Raw genomic sequence first — 19,247 nt, 5'->3', positions numbered from 1 at the left:
TGGGGGAAGTAGCATGTGGGCGAGGGCGAGACTCCCGATAATGAGTGGGTGACCGCAATGGCGACGATCGGACCGAAGACCGGCACGGCCGCTGAAGAGCCGACGACGAGGCGCACGGTTCTCTACGGTGCGCCGCCGTTCACCGTCGACGACCTGCTCAAGTTCCCTGACGACGGGAACCGTTACGAGCTCTTCAACGGGAGCCTAATAGTGAGCCCTGCCCCAACCCCCCAGCACCAGCGCGTGATCACCAGGCTGGTGCACATCCTCCAAGGTGCGGCGCCCCCCGTGTTGGAATGCCTGACCACCGTCAACGTGAGGTTCAGCAACGAGAACTTCTACATCCCTGACATCGTCGTCGTGCCCGAGGAAGTTTCCGAGGGCGTGGACCTCATGTACTCGCCCCGTGATCTGCTCCTCGCCATCGAGGTGGTCAGCCCAAGCAGCAAGGCCGTTGACCGGGCGGTGAAGGTCGAGGCATACGCTGAGGCAGGGGTTCCCTTCTACTGGCGGGTCGAGCCGATGGAGGGGCCGACGATCTACGTTTACGAGCTCGACGGAAACTCTTACGCGGGACCGGTCGCATACAAGGCAGGTGGCATTTTCAGCATGACGACGCCCTTCCAGGTGTCCTTCGATCCAGGTGAGCTGGTGCGTCTGCGAGCCTGACGCCGTAGTCGCGGGCCGCGCCGTCCGGTGAGACGCGCCCGGCGTCGAGGTCGGCGAGGAGGGCCTCCGGATCCCGTTCCCCCGGCGGTCCCAGCCCGCCGCCGCCCGTCGTCTCCACGATGAACGCCTCCCCGGCCGCGAACCGCACGTTGTTCACCTTGGACGCCAGCCGCTCCACCGTCCCGTCGAGCCGCCGCCGGTAGAAGCCGCCCAGCCGCCCCGGCAGCCCGCCCTCCCGCCCGGGAGGCGCCAGGCGCAGCCGGTCGCCGCGGGTCGTGACGTGGCAGTCCGCCAGGAACCGGTAGACCGTCCGCGAGCCCAGCCCGCCCCGCCGCCGTCCTGGGCCGCCGGAGTCCTGGATCGTCTCGATGGACTCCACGATCAGCGGGCAGCGGCTCTCCACCGGCTCCACCTGCGGCACCGAGTTGCGGCCGATGCCGAAGTGCACGCCCGTGGCGTCCGGCCCGTCCAGGTCCCTGCGGGCGCCGACGCCGCCGAAGTCGTACGACAGGTGGATCCAGTACGGCGCCCCCACCGCCGCGATCGAGAACGGCTGCAGGATCCCGCTGGCCGCGATGGCCCGCTCCGGCACGGCGTCCGACATGGCCTGGAAGACGGCCTCCATGGCGGCGTAGATGGGCACGTACCGCCCGCCGCACGGGTAGGGGGAGCGGGCGTTGAGCAGGGAGCCCTCCGGCAGGCGCACGTCGATGGCGCGCAGGCAGCCCTCGTTCATGGGGATCGCCGGATCGAGGAAGCAGCGGATCGCGAAGACCGCGGCGGCCAGCGACTGCGAGGCCGAGGCGTTGATCGCCGCCGGGACCTGCGGGTCCGTGCCGGCGAAGTCGAGCACCGCCGCCCGCCCGCCGAGCGTGACGGCCACCCGGACGTGGTGCGCCCTGTCCTGCTCGATCCCGTCGTCGTCGATCGGGTACGCCGCCGCGAACCTGCCCTCGGGCAGCTCGGCCAGGGCGGCCCGAGTCCTGGCCTCGGTGTGGTCGAGGTAGTCGGTCACGCCTTCGGCCAGGCCGCGCACGCCGTACTCGGCGATCAGCGCCTCCATCCTGGCGGCGGCCACCGCGGTGCCGGCCACGAGGGCCCTGACGTCGCCCATCACCTTGTCGGGCGTGCGGCTGTTGGCCTTCAGTATCGCCTCGACGGCCGGTTCGAGCCCCTGCTCGGTGGCCAGGCGCACCGGCGGCAGCTGCAGGCCCTCAAGGAAGATGTCGGTGGCCAGCGGGGCCATGCCGCCCGCCGAGAGGCCGCCGAGGTCGGAGACGTGGATCATGGTGGCGGTGAAGTAGGCGGGCGCGTCGCCGGTCGCGGCGAAGACGGGGCGGAAGACGAGCAGGTCGTTGGTGTGGACGCCGCCGCGGTAGGCGTCGTTGAGCGCGTACACCTCGCCGGGGCGCATCGTGTCCAGGGGGAAGTCCGCGAGCAGCTCGGGCAGCGCGACCTTGAGCGCCATGCTGTTCATCAGCGTGGTGGCCATGGATTGCGCGATCAGGCGGCCCCGCGCGTCCAGCACGGCGGCCGAGGCGTCGGAGCCCTCCACGATGAACGTCGAGTACGCCGAGCGCACCACCACGATGCTGGCCTCCTCCGCAGCCACGACCAGCGCGTTGCGCAGCACCTCCGCGGTCAGGGGATCGGTCATCGGCGGGTCTCTCCGCTCCTGGTGAGGTGGACGGCCAGGCCGGGGGCGAGCGCCGCGCTCCAGCCGGGCGGGACGACGATCGTGGACTCGGGGTCCTCGACGACCGCCGGTCCGCGCAGCCGGCCGGTGAAGGTGTCCCTGGTGTGCACGGGGACCTCGGCGTAGCCCCCTGACTCGGGGAAGTACGCCCTGCGCGTGCCAGGCCCAGGTGGGCGGGGACTCGGAGCGGGTTGCGGTGCGTCAGAGGAGCCGGCCTCTGGAAGGGGCTGCGGCGCGTCTGACGGACGGGGCTCTGTGGCGAGCCCCGGCGGGCCGGACGGGTGCGGCGCGGGAGCGGGTTGCGCCGGGCCGGCCGGGGTGGTCACGCGGACCCGGTAGCTCACCAGCTCGATCTCCCCCCGCTGCTCGATCCCGTACACCCGCGCGTACCGCGAGAAGAACCGCGACTCCAGCTCCCGCCGGTCGGGCGTCCAGTCCACGGTCAGATCGTGCGACTGCCCCTTGAACCGCGCGTCCACCGACCGCAGCACCCGCACCTCCGGTGCCGACAGCGAGACCCCGAGGTCGGCGGCGGCGTCCGCGGCCAGGCCGGTGAGCAGGGCGGCCGGATCGGGGGCGTCCAGACGGGACAGGACGCGGTCCGCGCACAGCTCGCCCGCCGGCAGCCCGGCCGCCGAGGCCACCCCGCAGTACGGCGGCACGACCACCGTCGAGATCCCGAACCGCTCCGCCACCCGCGCCGCGTGCATCGGCCCGGCCCCGCCGAAGGCCACCAGGGCGAAGCCGCGGGGATCGATGCCCCGCTGCACCGTCACCACGTGCACGGCCGAGGCCATGGAGGCGCTGACGATCGAGTGCACCGCGTACGCGGCCTGCTCGCGCGTCACCCCGAGCGGCCCCGCCAGCCGGTCCAGCGCCTTGTCCGCCAGCGCGGGCGACAGCGGGATCGAGGCCGAGGAGAGGTAGCCCAGCACCAGGTTCGCGTCCGTCACGGTCGGCTCGGAGCCGCCCAGGCCGTAACAGGCGGGGCCGGGGGAGGAGCCGGCCGAGCGCGGGCCGACCCGCAGCGCGCCGGCCGGGTCGAGCCAGGCCACGCTGCCGCCGCCGGCCCCCACCTCCGCCAGGTCGATGGCGGGCGTCTTGACGGGCACGCCGGTGCCCGCCCTGCGCCCGCCGAAGCTGCCCTTGCCGCCGACGTGGAACTCATGGGTGATCTCCGGCCGCCCGCCGCGCACGACGCAGGCCTTGGCGGTGGTGCCGCCCATGTCGAACGAGATCGCGTCCGCGAACCCCGCCGCCGCGGCGAGCGGAGCCGCCGCCAGCACCCCCGCGGCCGGGCCCGACTCGATCGTGGCGACGGCCCGCCGGGCGGCCAGTTCGGCCGAGACGACGCCGCCGCTGGACTCCATGACGTGGATGGGCGCGCGGATCCCCAGCTCCGTGAGCCGTTCGCGCAGCCGGGTGAGGTAGGAGGACATCAGGGGGCCGATGTAGGCGGACATGATCGTGGTGGTGGCGCGCTCGTACTCGCGGATCTCCGGCCAGATCTCCGAGGAGGTCACCACGTCCGGGATCCGCTCGCGCAGGATCGCGGCCACCTGCCGTTCGTGGTCCGGGTTGGCGTACGCGTGCAGCAGGCACACCGCGGCCGAGCCGATGCCGCGGGCGGCGATCTCGGCGGCGGCCCGGCGCGCCGAGCCGGGGTCGAGCGGGGTCAGCACGTCACCGCGGGCGGAGACGCGCTCCACCACCTCGAAGCAGTCGCCGGGCGCCATGGGCGGAGGGGGCGGGGTGAAGCGCAGGTCGTAGCGGTCCTCCTCGACCCGGGCGTAGCGGCCGAGCGGAATGGCCGCCCGAAAGCCCTGAGTCGTGACATAGGCGACACGTACTCCCGTACGTTCGAGCACCGCGTTGGTGGCCAGCGTCGTGGCGTGCACCACCCGCGTGACCTGCGCCGGGTCCCGGTCGCCGAGCGCCCGCGTAACGCCGGTGAGTATCCCCGCGATGGGGTCGTAGTGGGTGCTCAGACATTTGGCCACGGAGATCGCGCCGGACGTGTCCCGAACGACAACGTCGGTGAAGGTACCGCCGACGTCCACGCCGATCGTGTAACCCATTCACGTACGTTATGTCCCCGAGCAAGCGCTTGTCTATGTAGTGGTCTATTGACTTACGGCAGGTGATTGGGACGCTGGTCCTAGGTCCTGCGTTTGGAGCGGAGAGATGGCGCGCCTCACAGCTCTTTTCACCGGCGTCGCGGCGGCACTGGCGCTCACCGCGCTGCCGGTCGCGGCGCACGAACACCCGAGCGGGATCACCGACCTGGTGAGCCCCGCCGTCGTACGGCTGGAAGCCGTGTCCCACGTGGAGATCACACTGCTCGATCACGTCAGCGAGCTGAAGCATGTGGAGCGGTCCTATGACGTCCCGTTCGCCCAGGGCACCGGAACGGTCGTCAGCCCCGACGGCACCATCGTCGCCCTGAGACGGCTGGCGGTGAACCCGGACGACGTGGCCGTCTACGCGGCCAACAAGATCTTCGCCGAGCACCACAAGGTGAAGATCCCCGACGACTACAAGAAGCACAAGCTCTCCGACGACCTGCTCGACCGCCACCTCCAGGACTGCTACCCGCCCAAGAGCAGCACCGCCACCTGCATCATCGACGTCACCACCGAGATCACGGCCTTCCCCAACGTCTCGCCGGCCAGCGCGGAAGGATTCAAGGTCAAGTGCATCAAGGCCGGCCCCGACCCCGACAGCCCGGCCGTGCTCGTGCCGCTGACCCCCGCCACGGGCGGCGTCGGCATGCCGACCGCGCCGCTGGCCGACAAGGTGCCCGAGCAGGCGGGCTCGCCCACGAACGTGGCCGGCTTCCTGGGCCGGCCCGGCCCGAACGTCGCGCACACCGTCGAGATCGCCCACCTGGCCGCGGGCGGCGCGGCGGGATCGGGCGGCCGGCCGTTCGCCGACCCGGACAAGAAGGTCGACGAGCCGGTCAAGCTGGGCGGCCTCGCGGACAAGGGCCTGATCGGCGCGCCCGTCATCGGCGACAAGGACGGCCACGTCATCGGCATGCTCGTCGGAGGCGGCAAGCAGGGCCGGATGATCGGGGTCAGGGAGATCACCGGCATCCTGGCCGCCGCCAAGGTGGTGCCGCGCCGGGGCGCGATCGACACGGCGTTCGAGGCGGCGCTGACCCGCTACCACACGCAGTACTACACCGAGGCCGCGCCGGGCTTCCAGCGCGTGCTGGAGCTCTACCCCGGCAACGTGGTCGCGGCGGGACTGCTCAAGACCTCGCTGGCCAAGCGCGGCGGCCCGGAGGACCAGGGCACCAAGCAGGCGGTGAGCGAGCCCGTGCGCTCCACGCCGCTGTGGCCCTTCATCCTGGCGGCCGGGATACTTTTCATAGCCGCGGCCGGTGGAGCGTATCTGCTGTGGCGTCGCCGCTCTCCTGAAACACCGACAGAGCTGCCAGAGCCGCTGGCGGCCGGTCCACCGCTCGACGACGGCGCCAACCAGACCGTGGTCGTCCGGCGGTCCCAGTCGTTCCAAGTGGTCCCACAGCAGCAGCAGGTGATGACCGCGCCGGACCCGGCGATCAAGTACTGCACGTCGTGCGGCATGAGGCTCGGACCGGCGCACCGCTTCTGCGGCTACTGCGGCCACCCCATCGAGACGTGATGCCATTGAACGAAAGATCGCTCATCGGCCAGGAGGTGGCCGGGTACTACATCGAGGACATCGTCGGCAAGGGCGGCATGGCCGTCGTCTACCTGGCACTCGACCCGAGGTTGAGCCGCCGGGTGGCGCTGAAGATCCTCAACCCGGTGCTGAGCGTCGACGACCGGTTCAGGCAGCGCTTCATCCTGGAGTCCAGGACGGTCGCCAGCATCGAGCACCCCAACATCATCCCGATCTACGAGGCCAACGCCGACGCCGACGGCGTCCTCTACATCGCCATGCGCTACGTCGACGGGCTCGACATGCGCCGGCTCATCTACGACCGGGGCCCGCTGCCGATCGGCCAGGCGAACCAGATCTTCGCCCAAGTGGCCGCCGCGCTCGACGCCGCCCACGCCCACGACCTGATCCACCGCGACGTCAAACCGGCCAACATCCTGCTGGCCGGCGACCACGTCTACCTGACCGACTTCGGCATCACCAAGCACCGCTCGTCGATCTCCGGGCTGACGCAGACCGACCAGTTCATCGGCACACCCCGCTACATGTCGCCCGAGCAGATCAACAAGGAGCACATCGACGGCCGCTGCGACCAGTACGCGCTGGGCTGCGTGGTCTACGAAGGACTGTCGGCGCGGCTGCCGTTCCAGCGGGAGAACGACATCGCGCTGCTGTGGGCGCACCTGGCCGAGCAGCCCACGCCGCTGTCGCAGATCAGGCCCGAGCTGCCGCCGCAGGTCGACGCCGTAATGATGCGGGCGCTGGCCAAGTCGCCCGAGCAGCGCTACGCGAGCTGCACCGAGTTCGTGACCGCGCTGCGCGACGCGATCGGCGGGCCCCGGTACGACGCGTTCGGCGGGCCGGGCTCGGGGCCGCACCTGGTGCCCCGTCCTGGGACGAGCCCGCACTCGGGGCCGTACCCCGTGCAGCAACCACCCGCGGGCCCGATCTCCGGCCCGATCTCCGGCCCGATCTCCGGGCCGCACTCCCCGCCGCTGCCCCATCCTGCAGCCGGACCGTCCACCGGCCCCGGCGCGGTGCCCCAGCAGGCCGCGTCGTTCCCCGGGGGGCCGGGCGCCGGAGGACCGGTCACGGCGGCCAGGCGGCCGGGACGGCTGCCGATCGTGGTCGCCACGCTGGTCGCCGCCGTCGCGGCGCTCGCGCTGGTCGCGTTCGTCATCCTCGACAACCAGGCCGAGACCTGGGCCCGCTACAAGACCAGCGCCGCCGCGCCGCTCACGTTCGAGTATCCGGGCGACTGGACCGTCCGCACCCACCAGGACCTCTTCGCCGTGGTCTCCCCGCACGCCACCGACTTCGAGCAGCTGTTCGTGGCCGGCCCCGGCGCCGACTGGTCGAAGATCACCCAGATCGTCGCCGACGACCCCGAGGCCGCCTCCGGCGTCTACGTCCAGGTCTCCGACACCCTGGACGCCAACGGCACCTCGGAGCTGATGAAGGCCAAGATGGAGGTGCTCCTGCCCGGACAGGTGAACGTCGGAAAGCCCATCCAGGACCAGGCGGGCGACAGCCCGGCCACCCGCTTCGACGGCAACCTGCACGACCCCGACAGCGGCACCACGCTCGCGTTCGTCAGCTACGTGATCGACCGCGAGCCCAAGACCATGCTCGTCATGTACTTCTGCGCCAGGACCACCTGCGACGACGCCACCCAGACCAGGATCAGGCAGAGCGTGCGCGTGTCCTGACTTGGAACTCACTTGCGCCCGGCTTGGCCGCCGCCTCCCGGCGGTGTTCAGCCGGGCGCGCGGCGTCTACCCTCCGGCGTGTGGGCATTCGCATAGTCATCGCCGACGATCAGGCGATGGTCAGGGCCGGGCTGCGCATGGTGGTCGAGAGCGACCCCGGCATGGAGGTCGTCGGCGAGGCGGCCGACGGGCGTGAGGCGGTCGCCGTGGCCCGGCGCACGCGGCCGGACATCGTCCTGATGGACATCTCGATGCCCAGGCTCGACGGGCTGGCCGCGGCCAGGGAACTGCTCGCCGCCCCGTCGCCGCCCAAGGTCATCACGCTGACCACGTTCGACACCGACGAGAACCTCCACGCCGCGCTGCGCGCCGGCACCAGCGGGTTCCTGCTCAAGGTCTCGCCGCCGGAGCAGCTCATCGAGGCGATCAGGGTGGTGCACGCCGGCGACGCGCTGCTCGACCCGGCCGTGACCAGGCGGGTGATCGCCTCGTTCGCCGGCCGCGCCGAGCCGCGGCCGTCGCCCGCGCTGGCTGAGCTGACGCCGCGCGAGCTGGAGGTGCTGCGGCTGCTGGCGCGCGGCCGCACCAACGCGGAGATCGCCAGGGAGCTGTACGTGGGGGAGGCCACGGTCAAGACGCACGTGGCCAGGGTGCTGATGAAGCTGTCGCTGCGGGACCGGGCGCAGGCCGTCGTCTTCGCCTACGAGACCGGCGTCGTGAGCCCCGGCGCGGCCTAGACCGTCTCACCATGCGGAAGGGTTTGGCGGGACATGTCCGGGTTGTGTGTATATTTTTCGTCATAAGGCGGTAGAAACAGGAGATATTTCATGTCATCGTTCCCTCGAGTGCTGTTCGACGAAGCGCACAGCGAGTCGTGGACCGTCCGGCGCGAGGTGGCCGAGGCCATCAACCCCGCCCATCCCGACGACAACAGCTACGCCCGCGCGGCCGGGCTGCTGCGGCACCTGGGGCACACGGTCACCGCCCGCACGCATGGTCCGCTCGACGCCGGAGCGCTCGCGGACCAGGACGTCCTGGTGATCGCGCACCCGTCGAGCGAGCGCTGGGAGCGCACCACGGGGCAGGGCAGCCCGCTGTTCTCCGCCGCCGAGCTGGACGCCGTCGAATCCTTCGTCGCCGGGGGCGGCGGGCTGGTGGTGCTGGCCGAGGAGGAGCAGGACAAGTACGGCAACAACCTCAACGAGTTGCTGGCCCGGTTCGGGGTGCGGGTCGTGCACGGGACCGTACGCGATCCGGCGCACGCGTACCGGGGTGTGGCCACCTGGGTGCTGGGGGAACGTTCCAGTGAGTCGGGGCTGCTGGCCGGGGTGCGGTCGGCCTGCTTCTACCGTGCCGGCACCCTCGCCGTCGAGGGTGAGCCGGGTGCGGCCGCCGAGGCGCCCGAGGTGCTGTTCGCCACGTCGGCGGCGGCCGACCCGGCGGGCGCGCCGCTGGCCGTCGTGCTGCGCCACGGCCGCGGGCGGGTGGCCGTGTTCGCCGACTCCGACCTGTTCGGCGACGACTCCATCGACGACCACGACCACCGCACGCTCTGGGGCAACGTGATCACCTGGGCGGCCAGGGTCCCCGACGCCGAGGCCGGCCGGGCGCGGGACGAGGCCCCGGTGATCAGCCCCAAGGCCGCCCTGTTCGCCCGGCTCAAGGCGGCCGTGGAGGAACTGCGGCCGCTGCAGGTCAAGGACGGCTCGGTGCCGGAGGACAACAGGCCGCGGGCCGGGGAACTGGTCGCGGAGATCGCCGGCCACGTGGCCGAGCTGCCCGAGCACTTCCCGCACGACGCCGCCTACCTCGCGGCCGTCCGCGCCGACCTGCTCAAGTGGGCCGGCCAGGACCTCGGCGTGCCCGACTTCCTCGACTCGCTCGACCGGTTCCACCCCGACACCCAGCGCCAGGACGGGCTGGAGCACGTCGTGCTCTTCCCCATGTACACGCAGAACGGCAATCCCGGCCGCAACCTGGAGGCCGTCTGGATCCGCACCATCTGGCCCGGCTGGCTGGCCGAGCTGGAGGCGGGCGGCTACGACAACCCGATGTTCGTCCCGATCGCGTTCGAGGACTTCACCTCCGGCTACGACACGCACTCCGCCGTGCTGTTCCCCGAGACGGTCGCGGTGCGCCGCGCCCCCGAGCGGTTCACCTGGGGCGGGATCTTCGCCGACCGCGAGGCCGCCAGGTTCCGGCGGGTGTCCAGGGCCGCCGTCGAGACGCTCCGGCTGGACCTGCCGCCGGACGCCGACCGGCTACTGCGCTCGCAGGGGCTGGCCCAGGACACGTTCGTGCTGTGGGACCTGGTGCACGACCGTACGCACAGCCACGGGGACCTGCCGTTCGACCCGTTCATGATCAAGCAGCGGATGCCGTACTGGCTGTACTCGCTGGAGGAGCTGCGCTGCGACCTGACCGCGTTCGGCGAGGCGGTGAAGCTGGAGGCCCAGGGGGTGCCGCACGCCCGCTACGTCCAGCACGCGATCCTGTTCGACCGGCTGTTCAGGTTCCCGATCACCGGCGAGCGGGTGCGGAACTACGACGGGCTCGGCGGGCAGTTGCTCTTCGCCTACCTGCACCGCAACGACATCGTGCGCTGGACCGACAACCGGCTCACGATCGACTGGCAGCGGGTTCCCGACGGGGTGGCCGATCTGCGCGGCCTGGTCGAGAAGCTCTACCGCGACAGCATCGACCGCTCCAAGCTGGCGCACTGGCTGGCGGCGCACGAGCTGGTCAGCGCGTACGTGGCGCCGCATCCGGCCTCGGTCTGGGCCGCGGGCGTGCAGGCGCTGCCCGAGGAGCAGAAGGCCAAGGTGGACGCGGTCCTGCCGGACGAGTTCCCCCTCAGCATGTTCTACGAGGCGCTGCGCCGTAAGCTGGCCGACGTGGTCGAATCGACTAAGGGACTCCGAGCATGATCATTCTGGTGACCGGGGCCGGCGGGCCTACCGGTGCCGCTGTGTGCGGATATTTCGATAAAAAGGGTGACACCGTGATCGGCGTCGACAAGGACGACGTCGACCTGCTCGACCGCGCCGCCGTGGCCGAATTGGCCGCCCGCGTCGAGCGCGAGCACGGCCGCGTGGACGGCGTGGTGCACCTGGTGGGCGGCTGGCGCGGCTCCCGCTCGTTCGCCGAGACCAGCCTCGACGACTGGGACGTCCTGCACGACCTGCTGATCCGCACCCTCCAGCACGTCTCGCTGGCCTTCGAGCCGCTGCTGCGCCGCAGCGACAACGGCCGCTTCGTGATCGTCTCGGCCAAGGCCGCCGAGGCGCCGAGCGCCAAGGGCGCCCCCTACGCGGCGGCCAAGGCGGCGGCGGAGTCCTGGACGTTCTCCCTGGCCGACGCGCTCAGGGGGACCGGCTCCGCCGCGACGGTCCTGGTGGTCAAGGCCCTGGTCAACGACGCCATGCGCGCCGCCGACCCCGACGCCGAGTTCCCCGGCTTCACCCACGTCGACGACCTGGCGGCGGCCGTCGGCGGCCTCTACGACCGCCCGGCCGCCGAGATCAACGGCACCAGATTGGACCTCACTTCTTGACTCCCCGGCACGACCCCCGCCTGAAGGCCTTCGCCAGCGACAACTACGCGGGGGTGCATCCCGAGATCCTCCAGGCCGTCGCCGCGGCCAACGGCGGCCACCAGATCGCCTACGGCGAGGACGTCTACACCGAGGCCATGCGGGCGGTCTTCCAGCGCCACTTCGGCGAGACGGCGCGGGCCTGGCCGGTGTTCAACGGCACCGCCGCCAACGTCGTCTCCCTGCGCTCCATGACCGCCCAGTGGGAGGCGGTGATCTGCGCCGAGAGCGCCCACATCAACACCGACGAGGGCGGCGCCCCCGAGGTGGCCGGCGGCATCAAGCTGCTGACCGTCCCCACGCCGGACGGCAAGCTCACCCCCGAGCTGATCGACCGGCAGGCGTGGGGCTTCGGCGACGTGCACCGCGCCCAGCCGAAGGTGGTGTCGATCTCCAACACCACCGAGCTGGGCACCCTCTACACCGCCGCCGAGATCGCCGCGATCTGCGCGCACGCCCACGACCTGGGCCTGCTCGTCCACCTCGACGGCTCCCGGCTCACCAACGCCGCCGCCGCGCTCGACGTCCCGCTGCGCGCGCTGAGCACCGACGCGGGCGTGGACGTGCTCTCCTTCGGCGGCACGAAGATCGGCCTGCTGTACGGCGAGGCCGTCGTCGTGCTCAACCCGGACGCGGCCACCGGGGTCGACTACCTGCGCAAGACGTTCATGCAGCTGTCGTCCAAGATGCGGTTCGTGTCCGTGCAGTTCGAGGCGCTGCTCTCGGGCGACCTGTGGCTGCGCAACGCCCGGCGGGCCAACGCCATGGCGCGGCGGCTGGCCGACGCCGTGCGCGACATCCCCGGCGTGGAGCTGGCCCGGCCGGTCGAGGCCAACGCCGTCTTCGCGGTGCTGCCGCGCGACGCGGCCGAACGGCTGCGCAAGCGGTTCCGCTTCTACACCTGGGACGAGTCCACGGGCGAGGTGCGCTGGATGTGCGCGTTCGACACGACCGAGGAGGACGTGGACGCCTTCGCCGCCGCCCTGGCCGAAGAACTGCGGGCGGCCGGCTGACGGCCTAGGAGCGCAGGGCCAGCCGGGCGGCCTGCCAGCCGCCCATCCCGTGGGCGCCCGGCCCCGGCGGCGTCGAGGACGAGCAGAGGAACACCCCCGGCAGCGGCGTCCGCCACGGCGCGGGCGACCAGACCGGGCGGCGCAGGAACTGCCCCAGGCCGGCCAGCCCGCCCCCGATGTCGCCGCCCACCAGATTGGGGTTGCCCGCCTCCAGCTCGGCGGGCCCCGACACGTGCCGGGCCAGCACCCGGTCGCGGAAGCCGGGGGCGTACCGCTCGATCTGGGTCTCGATGGCGTCGCTCATGTCGGTCGCCGAGCCGTTGGGGACGTGGCAGTAGGCCCACAGCGTGTGCCCGCCCCGCGTCGGATCGGCCGCGTACGGCTGCACGAGCAGCACGTACGGCCGCGGCGAGTGCCGCCCGGCGGCCATCTCCGCCTCGCTGAGCACGATCTCCTCGAACGTCCCGCCCAGGTGCACCGTGGCCGCCCCGGCCACCGCCGGATCGCGCCACGGCACCGGCCCGTCGAGCGCCCAGTCCATCTTGAACACGCCGGGCCCGTAGCGGTAGCGCTCCAGCCGCCTGCGGTAGCCCGCGGGCAGGTCGGCCAGCGCGAGCAACTGCCGGGGCGTCACGTCGAGCACGACGATCGGGGCGTCGAGCTCGGCCAGGCGGCGTACCCGATGCCCCGTCACGGCCTGCCCGCCCAGCGACCTCAGCTCGGCCACCAGCGCGTCGGCCAGCACCTGCGACCCGCCGCGCACCACCGGCCAGCCCACCAGGTGGGCCAGGCCCGCCAGTGTCAGCCCGTAGCCGGTGGTGAGAGGGGAGCGCAGGTCGAGCATCGAGTGCGCGGCCATGCCCGCGAGCAGCGCCCGCGCCTCCACGCTCCGCAGCGCCCTGGCGAACGTGGTCGCGGGCAGCGCCGCCATCGGCCCGAACCAGGCCGCTGCGGCGAAGGCGCGCGGCGCGACCGGCCACGGGCCGAGCGGCTTGAGCAGCAGCTCGACCAGCGGCAGCCCCGCCTTGACCAGCGCTCCGACGCTGGCCAGCCAGGCGCCCGCGTCGGGTCCGAGCCCGGCCGCGGTACGCCGCACGTCGCGGTGCACGAGCACGGCGGGCCGGTCGTCGAGCGGATGGGCCACGGCCACGGGGGAGTGGGCGAACTCGACCCCCTTCAGCTCCAGCCCGCGCAGGGCGGGTGAGGCCAGCGCCATGGCCATCACCGTGGCGCCGAGATCGTGGACGTGGCCGGGCAGGGTCAGCTCGGCGGACCTCAGCCCGCCGCCGAACCGTTCGGCCGCCTCCAGCAGCAGCACCTGACGCCCGGCGCGGGCCAGTGTGACGGCGGCGACCAGCCCGTTGGGCCCCGACCCCACCACGACCGCGTCGGCGCGCATCGCCCTATGAGGTCTTCAGTATCGACGGGTAGGGCTGGGCGCCCCGCTGCTTCAGCAACTCCGTCATGAGCTTGATCTCCCCGGTCTGGCCGTCGACGATCTTCTGCGCCATGCTGACCACCTCACCGCGGGTGGACAGCTTGAGCAGCCCTTCGGCCATCTCCACGCCGCCCTCATGATGGCGGATCATCAGCTGCAGGAACAGCACCTCGGCCTGCGTGCCCTCCGCCTGTTTGAGCTTGGTCAGCTCCTGCGGCGTGGCCATGCCGGGCATGGTGCCCGCCGGTACCGTCGCGGCCGGGGCGGCCGGGGCGGCGCCGTGGCCGTGGCCGCTCATCCACGCCATCGGCCGCTGGTCGGTGGCCTGGGTGAGCTGCCACTGCTGCAGCCAGCCCTGGAACATGCCGCGCTGGTTGGCCTGGGTGTTGATGATGTCGAAGGCCAGGCTCCTGATCTCTCTGGCGGGGCCCTTGTCCCTGACGATGAACGCCATGTCGACGGCCTGCGCGTGGTGGGTGGCCATGTCGCGGGCGAACCCGGCCTCGGGCGAGGCGTCGCCGGGCGTGCCGTCGCGGCCGAACAACAGGAAGGCGGCCGCGGCGAGCACCAGCACGCCGCAGACGAGCAGAATCGGTTTCCTCACGGGCTTCTCCATCGCCCGTCCAGCGTACCCACCTGCGGCCGGGCTCGTGATCGGACGCTTATGTCGCTCTTATTCTCTGCATACGCCCGTAGGGCATAGGGTGACCCGGAGTTGGCACGCCGATGGAGGAACGATGACGAAGGAGAAGGCGCAGGCGCGGCGCGAGCATCTGCAGAAGATGCGGGCCGAGCAGAAGCGCAAACAACGCCGCGCCGCACTGCTGATGTGGGGCACGGGAGGGCTCATCATCGTGGTGCTCGTCGGCGTGGTCGGCTTCTACCTGATTAACACGGCCAGGCAGACCTCGCTGGACGCGGTGTCGAGCGTCAAGTACGAGGCGGGCCAGCACGTGTGGAACGCGGTCTCGTACAAGGAGACGCCTCCGGTCGGGGGTGAGCACAACAACTACTGGCAGCAGTGCGCCATCTACGACAAGCCGATCCACAGCGAGCACGCCGTCCACTCGCTGGAGCACGGCGCGGTCTGGATCACCTACCGGCCTGATCTGGCCAAGGCGCAGGTCGACAAGCTGAAGGAGGTCGCCGGCTCGACCGGCCAGCAGGACTACATGCTGATGAGCCCCTTCCCCAACCTGCCTTCCCCGATCGTCGTCTCCTCCTGGGGTCACCAGCTCAAGCTGACCGACCCGGCCGACCCGAAGCTCGGTGCGTTCATCAAGCGCTACCAGAACGGCTCCGACACGCCCGAGCCCGGCGCCACGTGCGGCGGCCAGGACGCGATCACGACCACGGCCGACCAGGCGCCGCTGCCGCCGCAGCCCACCGGCCAGCCGCAGACGCCGATGGAGACCCTCTCCCCGTCGCCCAGCCAGCAGTAGCGAGCCCTCGGCCGGCGGTGGCCGGGCGGCGAGCGCAGGGCCCCGCCCCCGCAGGGCCCTGCGCGGCTCTCCTGTCGAGATGTCACCGTAAGTAGGTGATCACTACTTACGGTAACTGTTCGGGCGCTGGTTGAACAGAGCCGGCGACGAACCGGTGGCTCAGCCCAGGATCTCTCGCGGCGGCGTCCACGCAAGGCCGTGCGCCTGGGCCACGGGGCGGCTGGTCAGCCGCCCCTCGTGCGTGTTCAGGCCGGCCGCCAGGGCGGCGTCCTCGCGCATCGCGCGCCGCCAGCCCAGGTCGGCGATGGCCAGCGCGTACGGCAGCGTCACGTTCGTCAGCGCGAACGTCGAGGTGTGCGGCACGGCGCCGGGCATGTTGGCCACGCAGTAGAAGAGCGAGTCGTGCACCCGGTACGTCGGCTGCTCGTGTGTGGTCGGCCGCGAGTCGGCGAAGCAGCCGCCCTGGTCGATCGAGATGTCCACCAGCACCGAGCCCGGTTTCATCCGGCTGACCAGGTCGTTGCTCACCAGCTCAGGAGCCTTGGCGCCGGGCACCAGCACCGCGCCGATGACCAGGTCGGCCTCCAGGACCGCGCGCTCGATCTCCAGCGTGTTGGACGCGATCGTCTGGCAGTGACCCTGGTAGATCAGGTCGGCCTGGCGCAGCTTGTCGATGTTCCTGTCCAGCAGCATCACCTCGGCCTGCATGCCGAGCGCGATGGCGGCGGCGTTCATGCCGGACACCCCGGCCCCGATCACCACGACGTGCGCCGCGCGCACCCCCGACACGCCGCCCATCAGCACGCCCCTGCCGCCCTGCGAGCGCATCAGGTGGTAGGCGCCCACCTGGGCCGCCAGCCGCCCGGCCACCTCCGACATGGGCGCGAGCAGCGGCAGGGCGCCGTCGGGCGTCTGGACGGTCTCGTAGGCCACCGCGGTGCAGCCCGACTCCAGCAGCGCCCGCGTGCAGGCGGCGGAGGCGGCCAGATGCAGGTAGGTGAACAGCACCTGGCCCTTGCGCAGCCGGTGGTACTCCTCGGCGACCGGCTCCTTGACCTTCATCACCAGATCGGCCGTGCCCCAGAGCTCGTCGGCCTCGGGCACCAGGACGGCTCCCGCCCCGGCGAAGTCGGCGTCGGGGATCGCGGAGCCCGCGCCGGCGTCCGCCTCGACGAAGACGCGGTGGCCGTGACGGACCAGCTCGTGCACGCCCGCGGGCGTGAGCGCCACCCGGTATTCGCTGTTCTTGACCTCGCGTGGTACTCCGACCTTCATGGACAGCTCTTCTCGCCGGACGTGCCCTTCCGCTGTCATTCTTCCCCTCAGTTCACGGATCAGTGAGGATTGTCCGGCTGATTACCCCGGTGCGGCTTCTCGCCGATAAGCTCACCGGCAGCCCGAACATCAGGATGGGATTCGTCATCGATGGACAAGCCGGAAGAGCCGCCGCTGGCGGACCCCGGGGAGCCGAAGGCCAGCAGACTCACCACCATCGTGCTGATCGTCTCGCTCGTCCTCGTCGTGCTCGTCGCAGGCGTGCTCGGCACGGTCGCCGTCCTCATGACCAGGAGCCCTGACACGCCGCTGCTCGGCGGCACGCCGCCGCAGCGCCTGGCCGTGCCCATCCACTTCGCGCCGGTCAGGGAGACCAAGGTGGCGCCCTGCCCCGGCGACCCGGCCGTGCTCGACGAGAAGCAGACCACCTGCTACTTGCTCGAAGACGGCGTCACCGTCGGCGCCGTGCAGCGGATCGAGGCCGTGCGCGGCAACGACGGCCAGTACTCCGTGCGCATCGCGATCGCGCCCGCGTTCAAGGACCGGCTGGTCGAGCTCATCGACGAGCTGGTGCCCGACCAGCGGGCGGTGGCGATCGTGCTGGCGCCCGAGCAGGCCGACAAGCCCAAGGTCGTGCTGGCCGCGCCCATCGTCACCCAGCAGATGAACGGCGACAGCGTGAGCATCTCCGGCCTCACCGAGCAGGACGCCGACGCGCTGGTGACCCGCCTGATGGGCGGCACACCGAGCGCGAGCCCGACCGGCACGGCGGGCACCCCCGACCAGGGCACCCCCGACCAGGGCACTCCCGATCAGGGCACCCCCGGCACCGGCGCGCCCCAGCAGCCGACCGGCCCCGCGACGACCGGCCCGGCCGGCACCGGCCGGCCTGGCGGCGGCGACGCCGCCACCCCGCCCGCGAACGGCGGCCGTGCTCCCGACAAGCGATACGCCTCCTGCAATGAGGCCGTGGCGGCCGGCGACGGCCCCTACTACCGGGGCACGCACGAGGAGTACACCTGGTACGTCGACGTCGACGCCAACGGCGTGGCCTGCAACAGCGCCGACATCCGCTAGCCGTCAGGCGAACAGTTCCTCGAACCAGTCGATGCCGAAGTAGGCCAGGAAGACCAGCGAGACCACCCACAGCAGCCAGGGGATCTCCGCGAACCGTCCCTTGACCGCCTTGATCAGCGTGTAGACGATCACGCCGGCGCCCACGCCGTTCGTGATCGAGTACGTGAACGGCATCAGCGAGATCGTCAGGAACGCCGGCACGGCCAGCTCCAGGTCGTTCCAGGGCACGTTCTTGCTCTGCGTCATCATCAGCGCCCCCACCAGCACCAGCGCGGGCGCGGCCGCGGCGGCGGGCACCACCGCCGCCAGCGGCGTGAACAGCAGCGTCAGCCCCAGCAGCGCCCCCGTCGCGACGCTGGCCAGGCCGGTACGCGCGCCCTCGCCCACACCGGCGGCCGACTCCACGAAGACCGTGTTGGCCGAGGCGCTGGCCGCGCCGCCCACCATGCCGGCCACGCCGTCCACAGTCAGGATCCGGCCCAGCCGGGGCACCCGGCCCTCCTGGTCCACGAGGCCGGCCTCGTCGCTGACGCCGATGATCGTGCCCATGGCGTCGAAGAAGCCCGACAGCACCAGTGTGAACAGCACCACGGTGGCCGTCAGCGCCCCCGCCGTGACGAAGCCGCCGAACAGGTCGAAGTGGCCGACCAGCCCGAAGTCCGGCGCCGCGACCAGCGACTCGGGCACGCGCGGGGCGACCACGCCCCAGGTGGCGGGGTCGATCGTGGCCAGCGAGTTCACCAGGATGGCCAGGAGCGCGGTGACGCCGATGCTGATGAGGATGGCGGCGGGGACGCCGCGGACGTACAGGAGGATCATCAGCAGCAGGCCGAAGCAGAACACCGCGACCGGCCAGCCGGTGAGGTGCCCGGTCGCGCCGAGCTGCACCGGCGTGCCCGAGCCCCGCGCGACGAAGCCGGCGTCCACCAGCCCGATCAGCGCGATGAACAGCCCGATGCCGACGCTGATCGCGTGCTTGAGCGCCAGCGGGATCGCGTTCATGATCAGCGTGCGCAGGCCGGTGACCGCGAGCAGGATGATCACGGCGCCTTCGAGCACGACCAGGCCCATGGCCTGCGCCCACGTCATGTGCGGGGCGGCCTGGTAGGCGACGACCGCGTTCAGCCCGAGCCCCGCGGCCAGCCCGAAGGGGGCGTTGCCGACGAAGGCCATGAGCAGCGTGGAGATCGCCGCGGCCAGCGCGGTGGAGGTGGTCAGCTCGCCGATCGAGAGCCGGGCGCCGGTGACGTCCTGGGCGCCGGCCAGGATGATCGGGTTGAGCAGGATGATGTAGGCCATCGCCACGAACGTGGTCACCCCGCCGCGCACCTCGCGGCCGATGTTGCTGCCCCGCCCGCTCAGCTCGAAGAGTCGGTCGAGCACCGGCATTCCCCCTCGCGTGATCAGGGGGAATGCCGGGTGGCCTACCCAGCCTGGGCGGCGGTCAAGCCTTCTCGTGGCGGCCGTGGCCCACCAGGGCGACGAACTCCTCCAGCTTGACCGTGCCGTCGCCGTCGCTGTCGGCCGAGCGGATGAACGCCTCGATCTCGCTCTCGGACGCGCCCTGCCCGCCCAGCGCCTCGTTGGCCTGCCTGATCTCGTCGGCGGTCAGCAGCCCGTCGCCGTCGGCGTCGAAGCGCCTGAACTCCGCCTCGGCCGCCTCATGCGCGCTTGTCATCCAGATTCCC

16 protein-coding genes are annotated in these 19,247 nt (G+C 71.8%); 9 read left to right on the top strand and 7 right to left on the bottom strand.

Annotation, left to right across the window (positions count from 1 at the left end; genetic code table 11):
* Positions 1 to 15 precede the first annotated feature (15 nt).
* The gene (locus tag OIE67_RS29625; protein WP_326626569.1) at positions 16 to 669 is read left to right on the top strand and encodes a Uma2 family endonuclease; all 654 of its coding nucleotides are present in this window, start codon (positions 16 to 18) and stop codon (positions 667 to 669) included.
* Here the strand turns inward: OIE67_RS29625 and OIE67_RS29620 are convergent.
* The gene (locus OIE67_RS29620) at positions 605 to 2,326 is read right to left on the bottom strand and encodes a hydantoinase B/oxoprolinase family protein (protein ID WP_326626567.1); all 1,722 of its coding nucleotides are present in this window, start codon (positions 2,324 to 2,326) and stop codon (positions 605 to 607) included. The two genes, OIE67_RS29625 and OIE67_RS29620, sit on opposite strands and share 65 nt — an antisense overlap.
* A complete protein-coding gene (locus OIE67_RS29615) occupies positions 2,323 to 4,443 on the bottom strand; it encodes a hydantoinase/oxoprolinase family protein (protein WP_326626566.1) in 2,121 nt (706 codons plus the stop codon). The genes OIE67_RS29620 and OIE67_RS29615 overlap by 4 nt, the downstream gene beginning before the upstream one ends.
* A 106-nt stretch (positions 4,444 to 4,549) precedes the next feature.
* Here OIE67_RS29615 and OIE67_RS29610 point away from each other — a divergent pair, with 106 nt between their 5' ends.
* The 6 genes from OIE67_RS29610 to OIE67_RS29585 all read left to right on the top strand — a co-directional run bounded on the left by OIE67_RS29610 (position 4,550) and on the right by OIE67_RS29585 (position 12,327).
* Positions 4,550 to 6,013, top strand: a complete 1,464-nt coding sequence (locus OIE67_RS29610; protein ID WP_326626564.1) for a hypothetical protein — start codon at positions 4,550 to 4,552, stop codon at positions 6,011 to 6,013.
* A complete protein-coding gene (locus OIE67_RS29605) occupies positions 6,013 to 7,722 on the top strand; it encodes a serine/threonine protein kinase (protein WP_326626562.1) in 1,710 nt (569 codons plus the stop codon). The genes OIE67_RS29610 and OIE67_RS29605 overlap by 1 nt, the downstream gene beginning before the upstream one ends.
* Before the next feature lie 80 nt (positions 7,723 to 7,802).
* Positions 7,803 to 8,459: a response regulator transcription factor gene (locus tag OIE67_RS29600; RefSeq protein ID WP_326626560.1), complete on the top strand. Its 657-nt coding sequence runs from the start codon at positions 7,803 to 7,805 to the stop codon at positions 8,457 to 8,459.
* Between the two features lie 90 nt (positions 8,460 to 8,549).
* Positions 8,550 to 10,649 carry a DUF6421 family protein gene (locus OIE67_RS29595; RefSeq protein ID WP_326626558.1) on the top strand — a complete coding sequence of 700 codons (2,100 nt, stop codon included), beginning with the start codon at positions 8,550 to 8,552 and terminating at the stop codon, positions 10,647 to 10,649.
* The gene (locus OIE67_RS29590; protein ID WP_106242452.1) at positions 10,646 to 11,275 is read left to right on the top strand and encodes an SDR family NAD(P)-dependent oxidoreductase; all 630 of its coding nucleotides are present in this window, start codon (positions 10,646 to 10,648) and stop codon (positions 11,273 to 11,275) included. Before OIE67_RS29595 ends, OIE67_RS29590 begins: the two co-directional genes overlap by 4 nt.
* Positions 11,272 to 12,327, top strand: a complete 1,056-nt coding sequence (locus OIE67_RS29585; RefSeq protein ID WP_326626555.1) for a threonine aldolase family protein — start codon at positions 11,272 to 11,274, stop codon at positions 12,325 to 12,327. Before OIE67_RS29590 ends, OIE67_RS29585 begins: the two co-directional genes overlap by 4 nt.
* A gap of 4 nt (positions 12,328 to 12,331) precedes the next feature.
* Here the strand turns inward: OIE67_RS29585 and OIE67_RS29580 are convergent, their stop codons facing one another.
* Complete coding sequence (locus OIE67_RS29580) at positions 12,332 to 13,726, bottom strand: phytoene desaturase family protein (RefSeq protein WP_326626553.1); 1,395 nt, start codon at positions 13,724 to 13,726, stop codon at positions 12,332 to 12,334.
* A 4-nt stretch (positions 13,727 to 13,730) separates the two neighbouring features.
* Positions 13,731 to 14,369 (bottom strand): DUF305 domain-containing protein, encoded by a 639-nt coding sequence (locus OIE67_RS29575; protein ID WP_326626551.1) that lies wholly within the window; start codon positions 14,367 to 14,369, stop codon positions 13,731 to 13,733.
* A 133-nt stretch (positions 14,370 to 14,502) separates the two neighbouring features.
* On the opposite strand from OIE67_RS29575, the gene OIE67_RS29570 reads away from it, so the two are divergent.
* Positions 14,503 to 15,207 carry a DUF3105 domain-containing protein gene (locus OIE67_RS29570; RefSeq protein ID WP_326626549.1) on the top strand — a complete coding sequence of 235 codons (705 nt, stop codon included), beginning with the start codon at positions 14,503 to 14,505 and terminating at the stop codon, positions 15,205 to 15,207.
* A 159-nt stretch (positions 15,208 to 15,366) separates the two neighbouring features.
* Here OIE67_RS29570 and ald read toward each other — a convergent pair whose 3' ends face one another.
* A complete protein-coding gene (ald, locus tag OIE67_RS29565) occupies positions 15,367 to 16,482 on the bottom strand; it encodes an alanine dehydrogenase (RefSeq protein ID WP_326626547.1) in 1,116 nt (371 codons plus the stop codon).
* A gap of 150 nt (positions 16,483 to 16,632) precedes the next feature.
* On the opposite strand from ald, the gene OIE67_RS29560 reads away from it, so the two are divergent.
* Positions 16,633 to 17,559, top strand: coding sequence for an excalibur calcium-binding domain-containing protein (locus OIE67_RS29560; RefSeq protein ID WP_326626545.1), 927 nt, complete (start codon positions 16,633 to 16,635; stop codon positions 17,557 to 17,559).
* Between the two features lie 3 nt (positions 17,560 to 17,562).
* Here OIE67_RS29560 and OIE67_RS29555 read toward each other — a convergent pair whose 3' ends face one another.
* Complete coding sequence (locus tag OIE67_RS29555; protein WP_326626544.1) at positions 17,563 to 18,948, bottom strand: NCS2 family permease; 1,386 nt, start codon at positions 18,946 to 18,948, stop codon at positions 17,563 to 17,565.
* 55 nt (positions 18,949 to 19,003) lie between these two features.
* Positions 19,004 to 19,237 (bottom strand): EF-hand domain-containing protein, encoded by a 234-nt coding sequence (locus tag OIE67_RS29550; protein ID WP_106242469.1) that lies wholly within the window; start codon positions 19,235 to 19,237, stop codon positions 19,004 to 19,006.
* Positions 19,238 to 19,247: the final 10 nt, after the last annotated feature.

The organism is Nonomuraea fuscirosea (genome assembly GCF_035917475.1).
Taxonomy (GTDB): Bacteria; Actinomycetota; Actinomycetes; order Streptosporangiales; family Streptosporangiaceae; genus Nonomuraea; species Nonomuraea fuscirosea.
The sequence above is the reverse complement of the archived record's forward strand: the minus strand, read 5'-3'. Positions and strand labels throughout refer to the sequence as shown.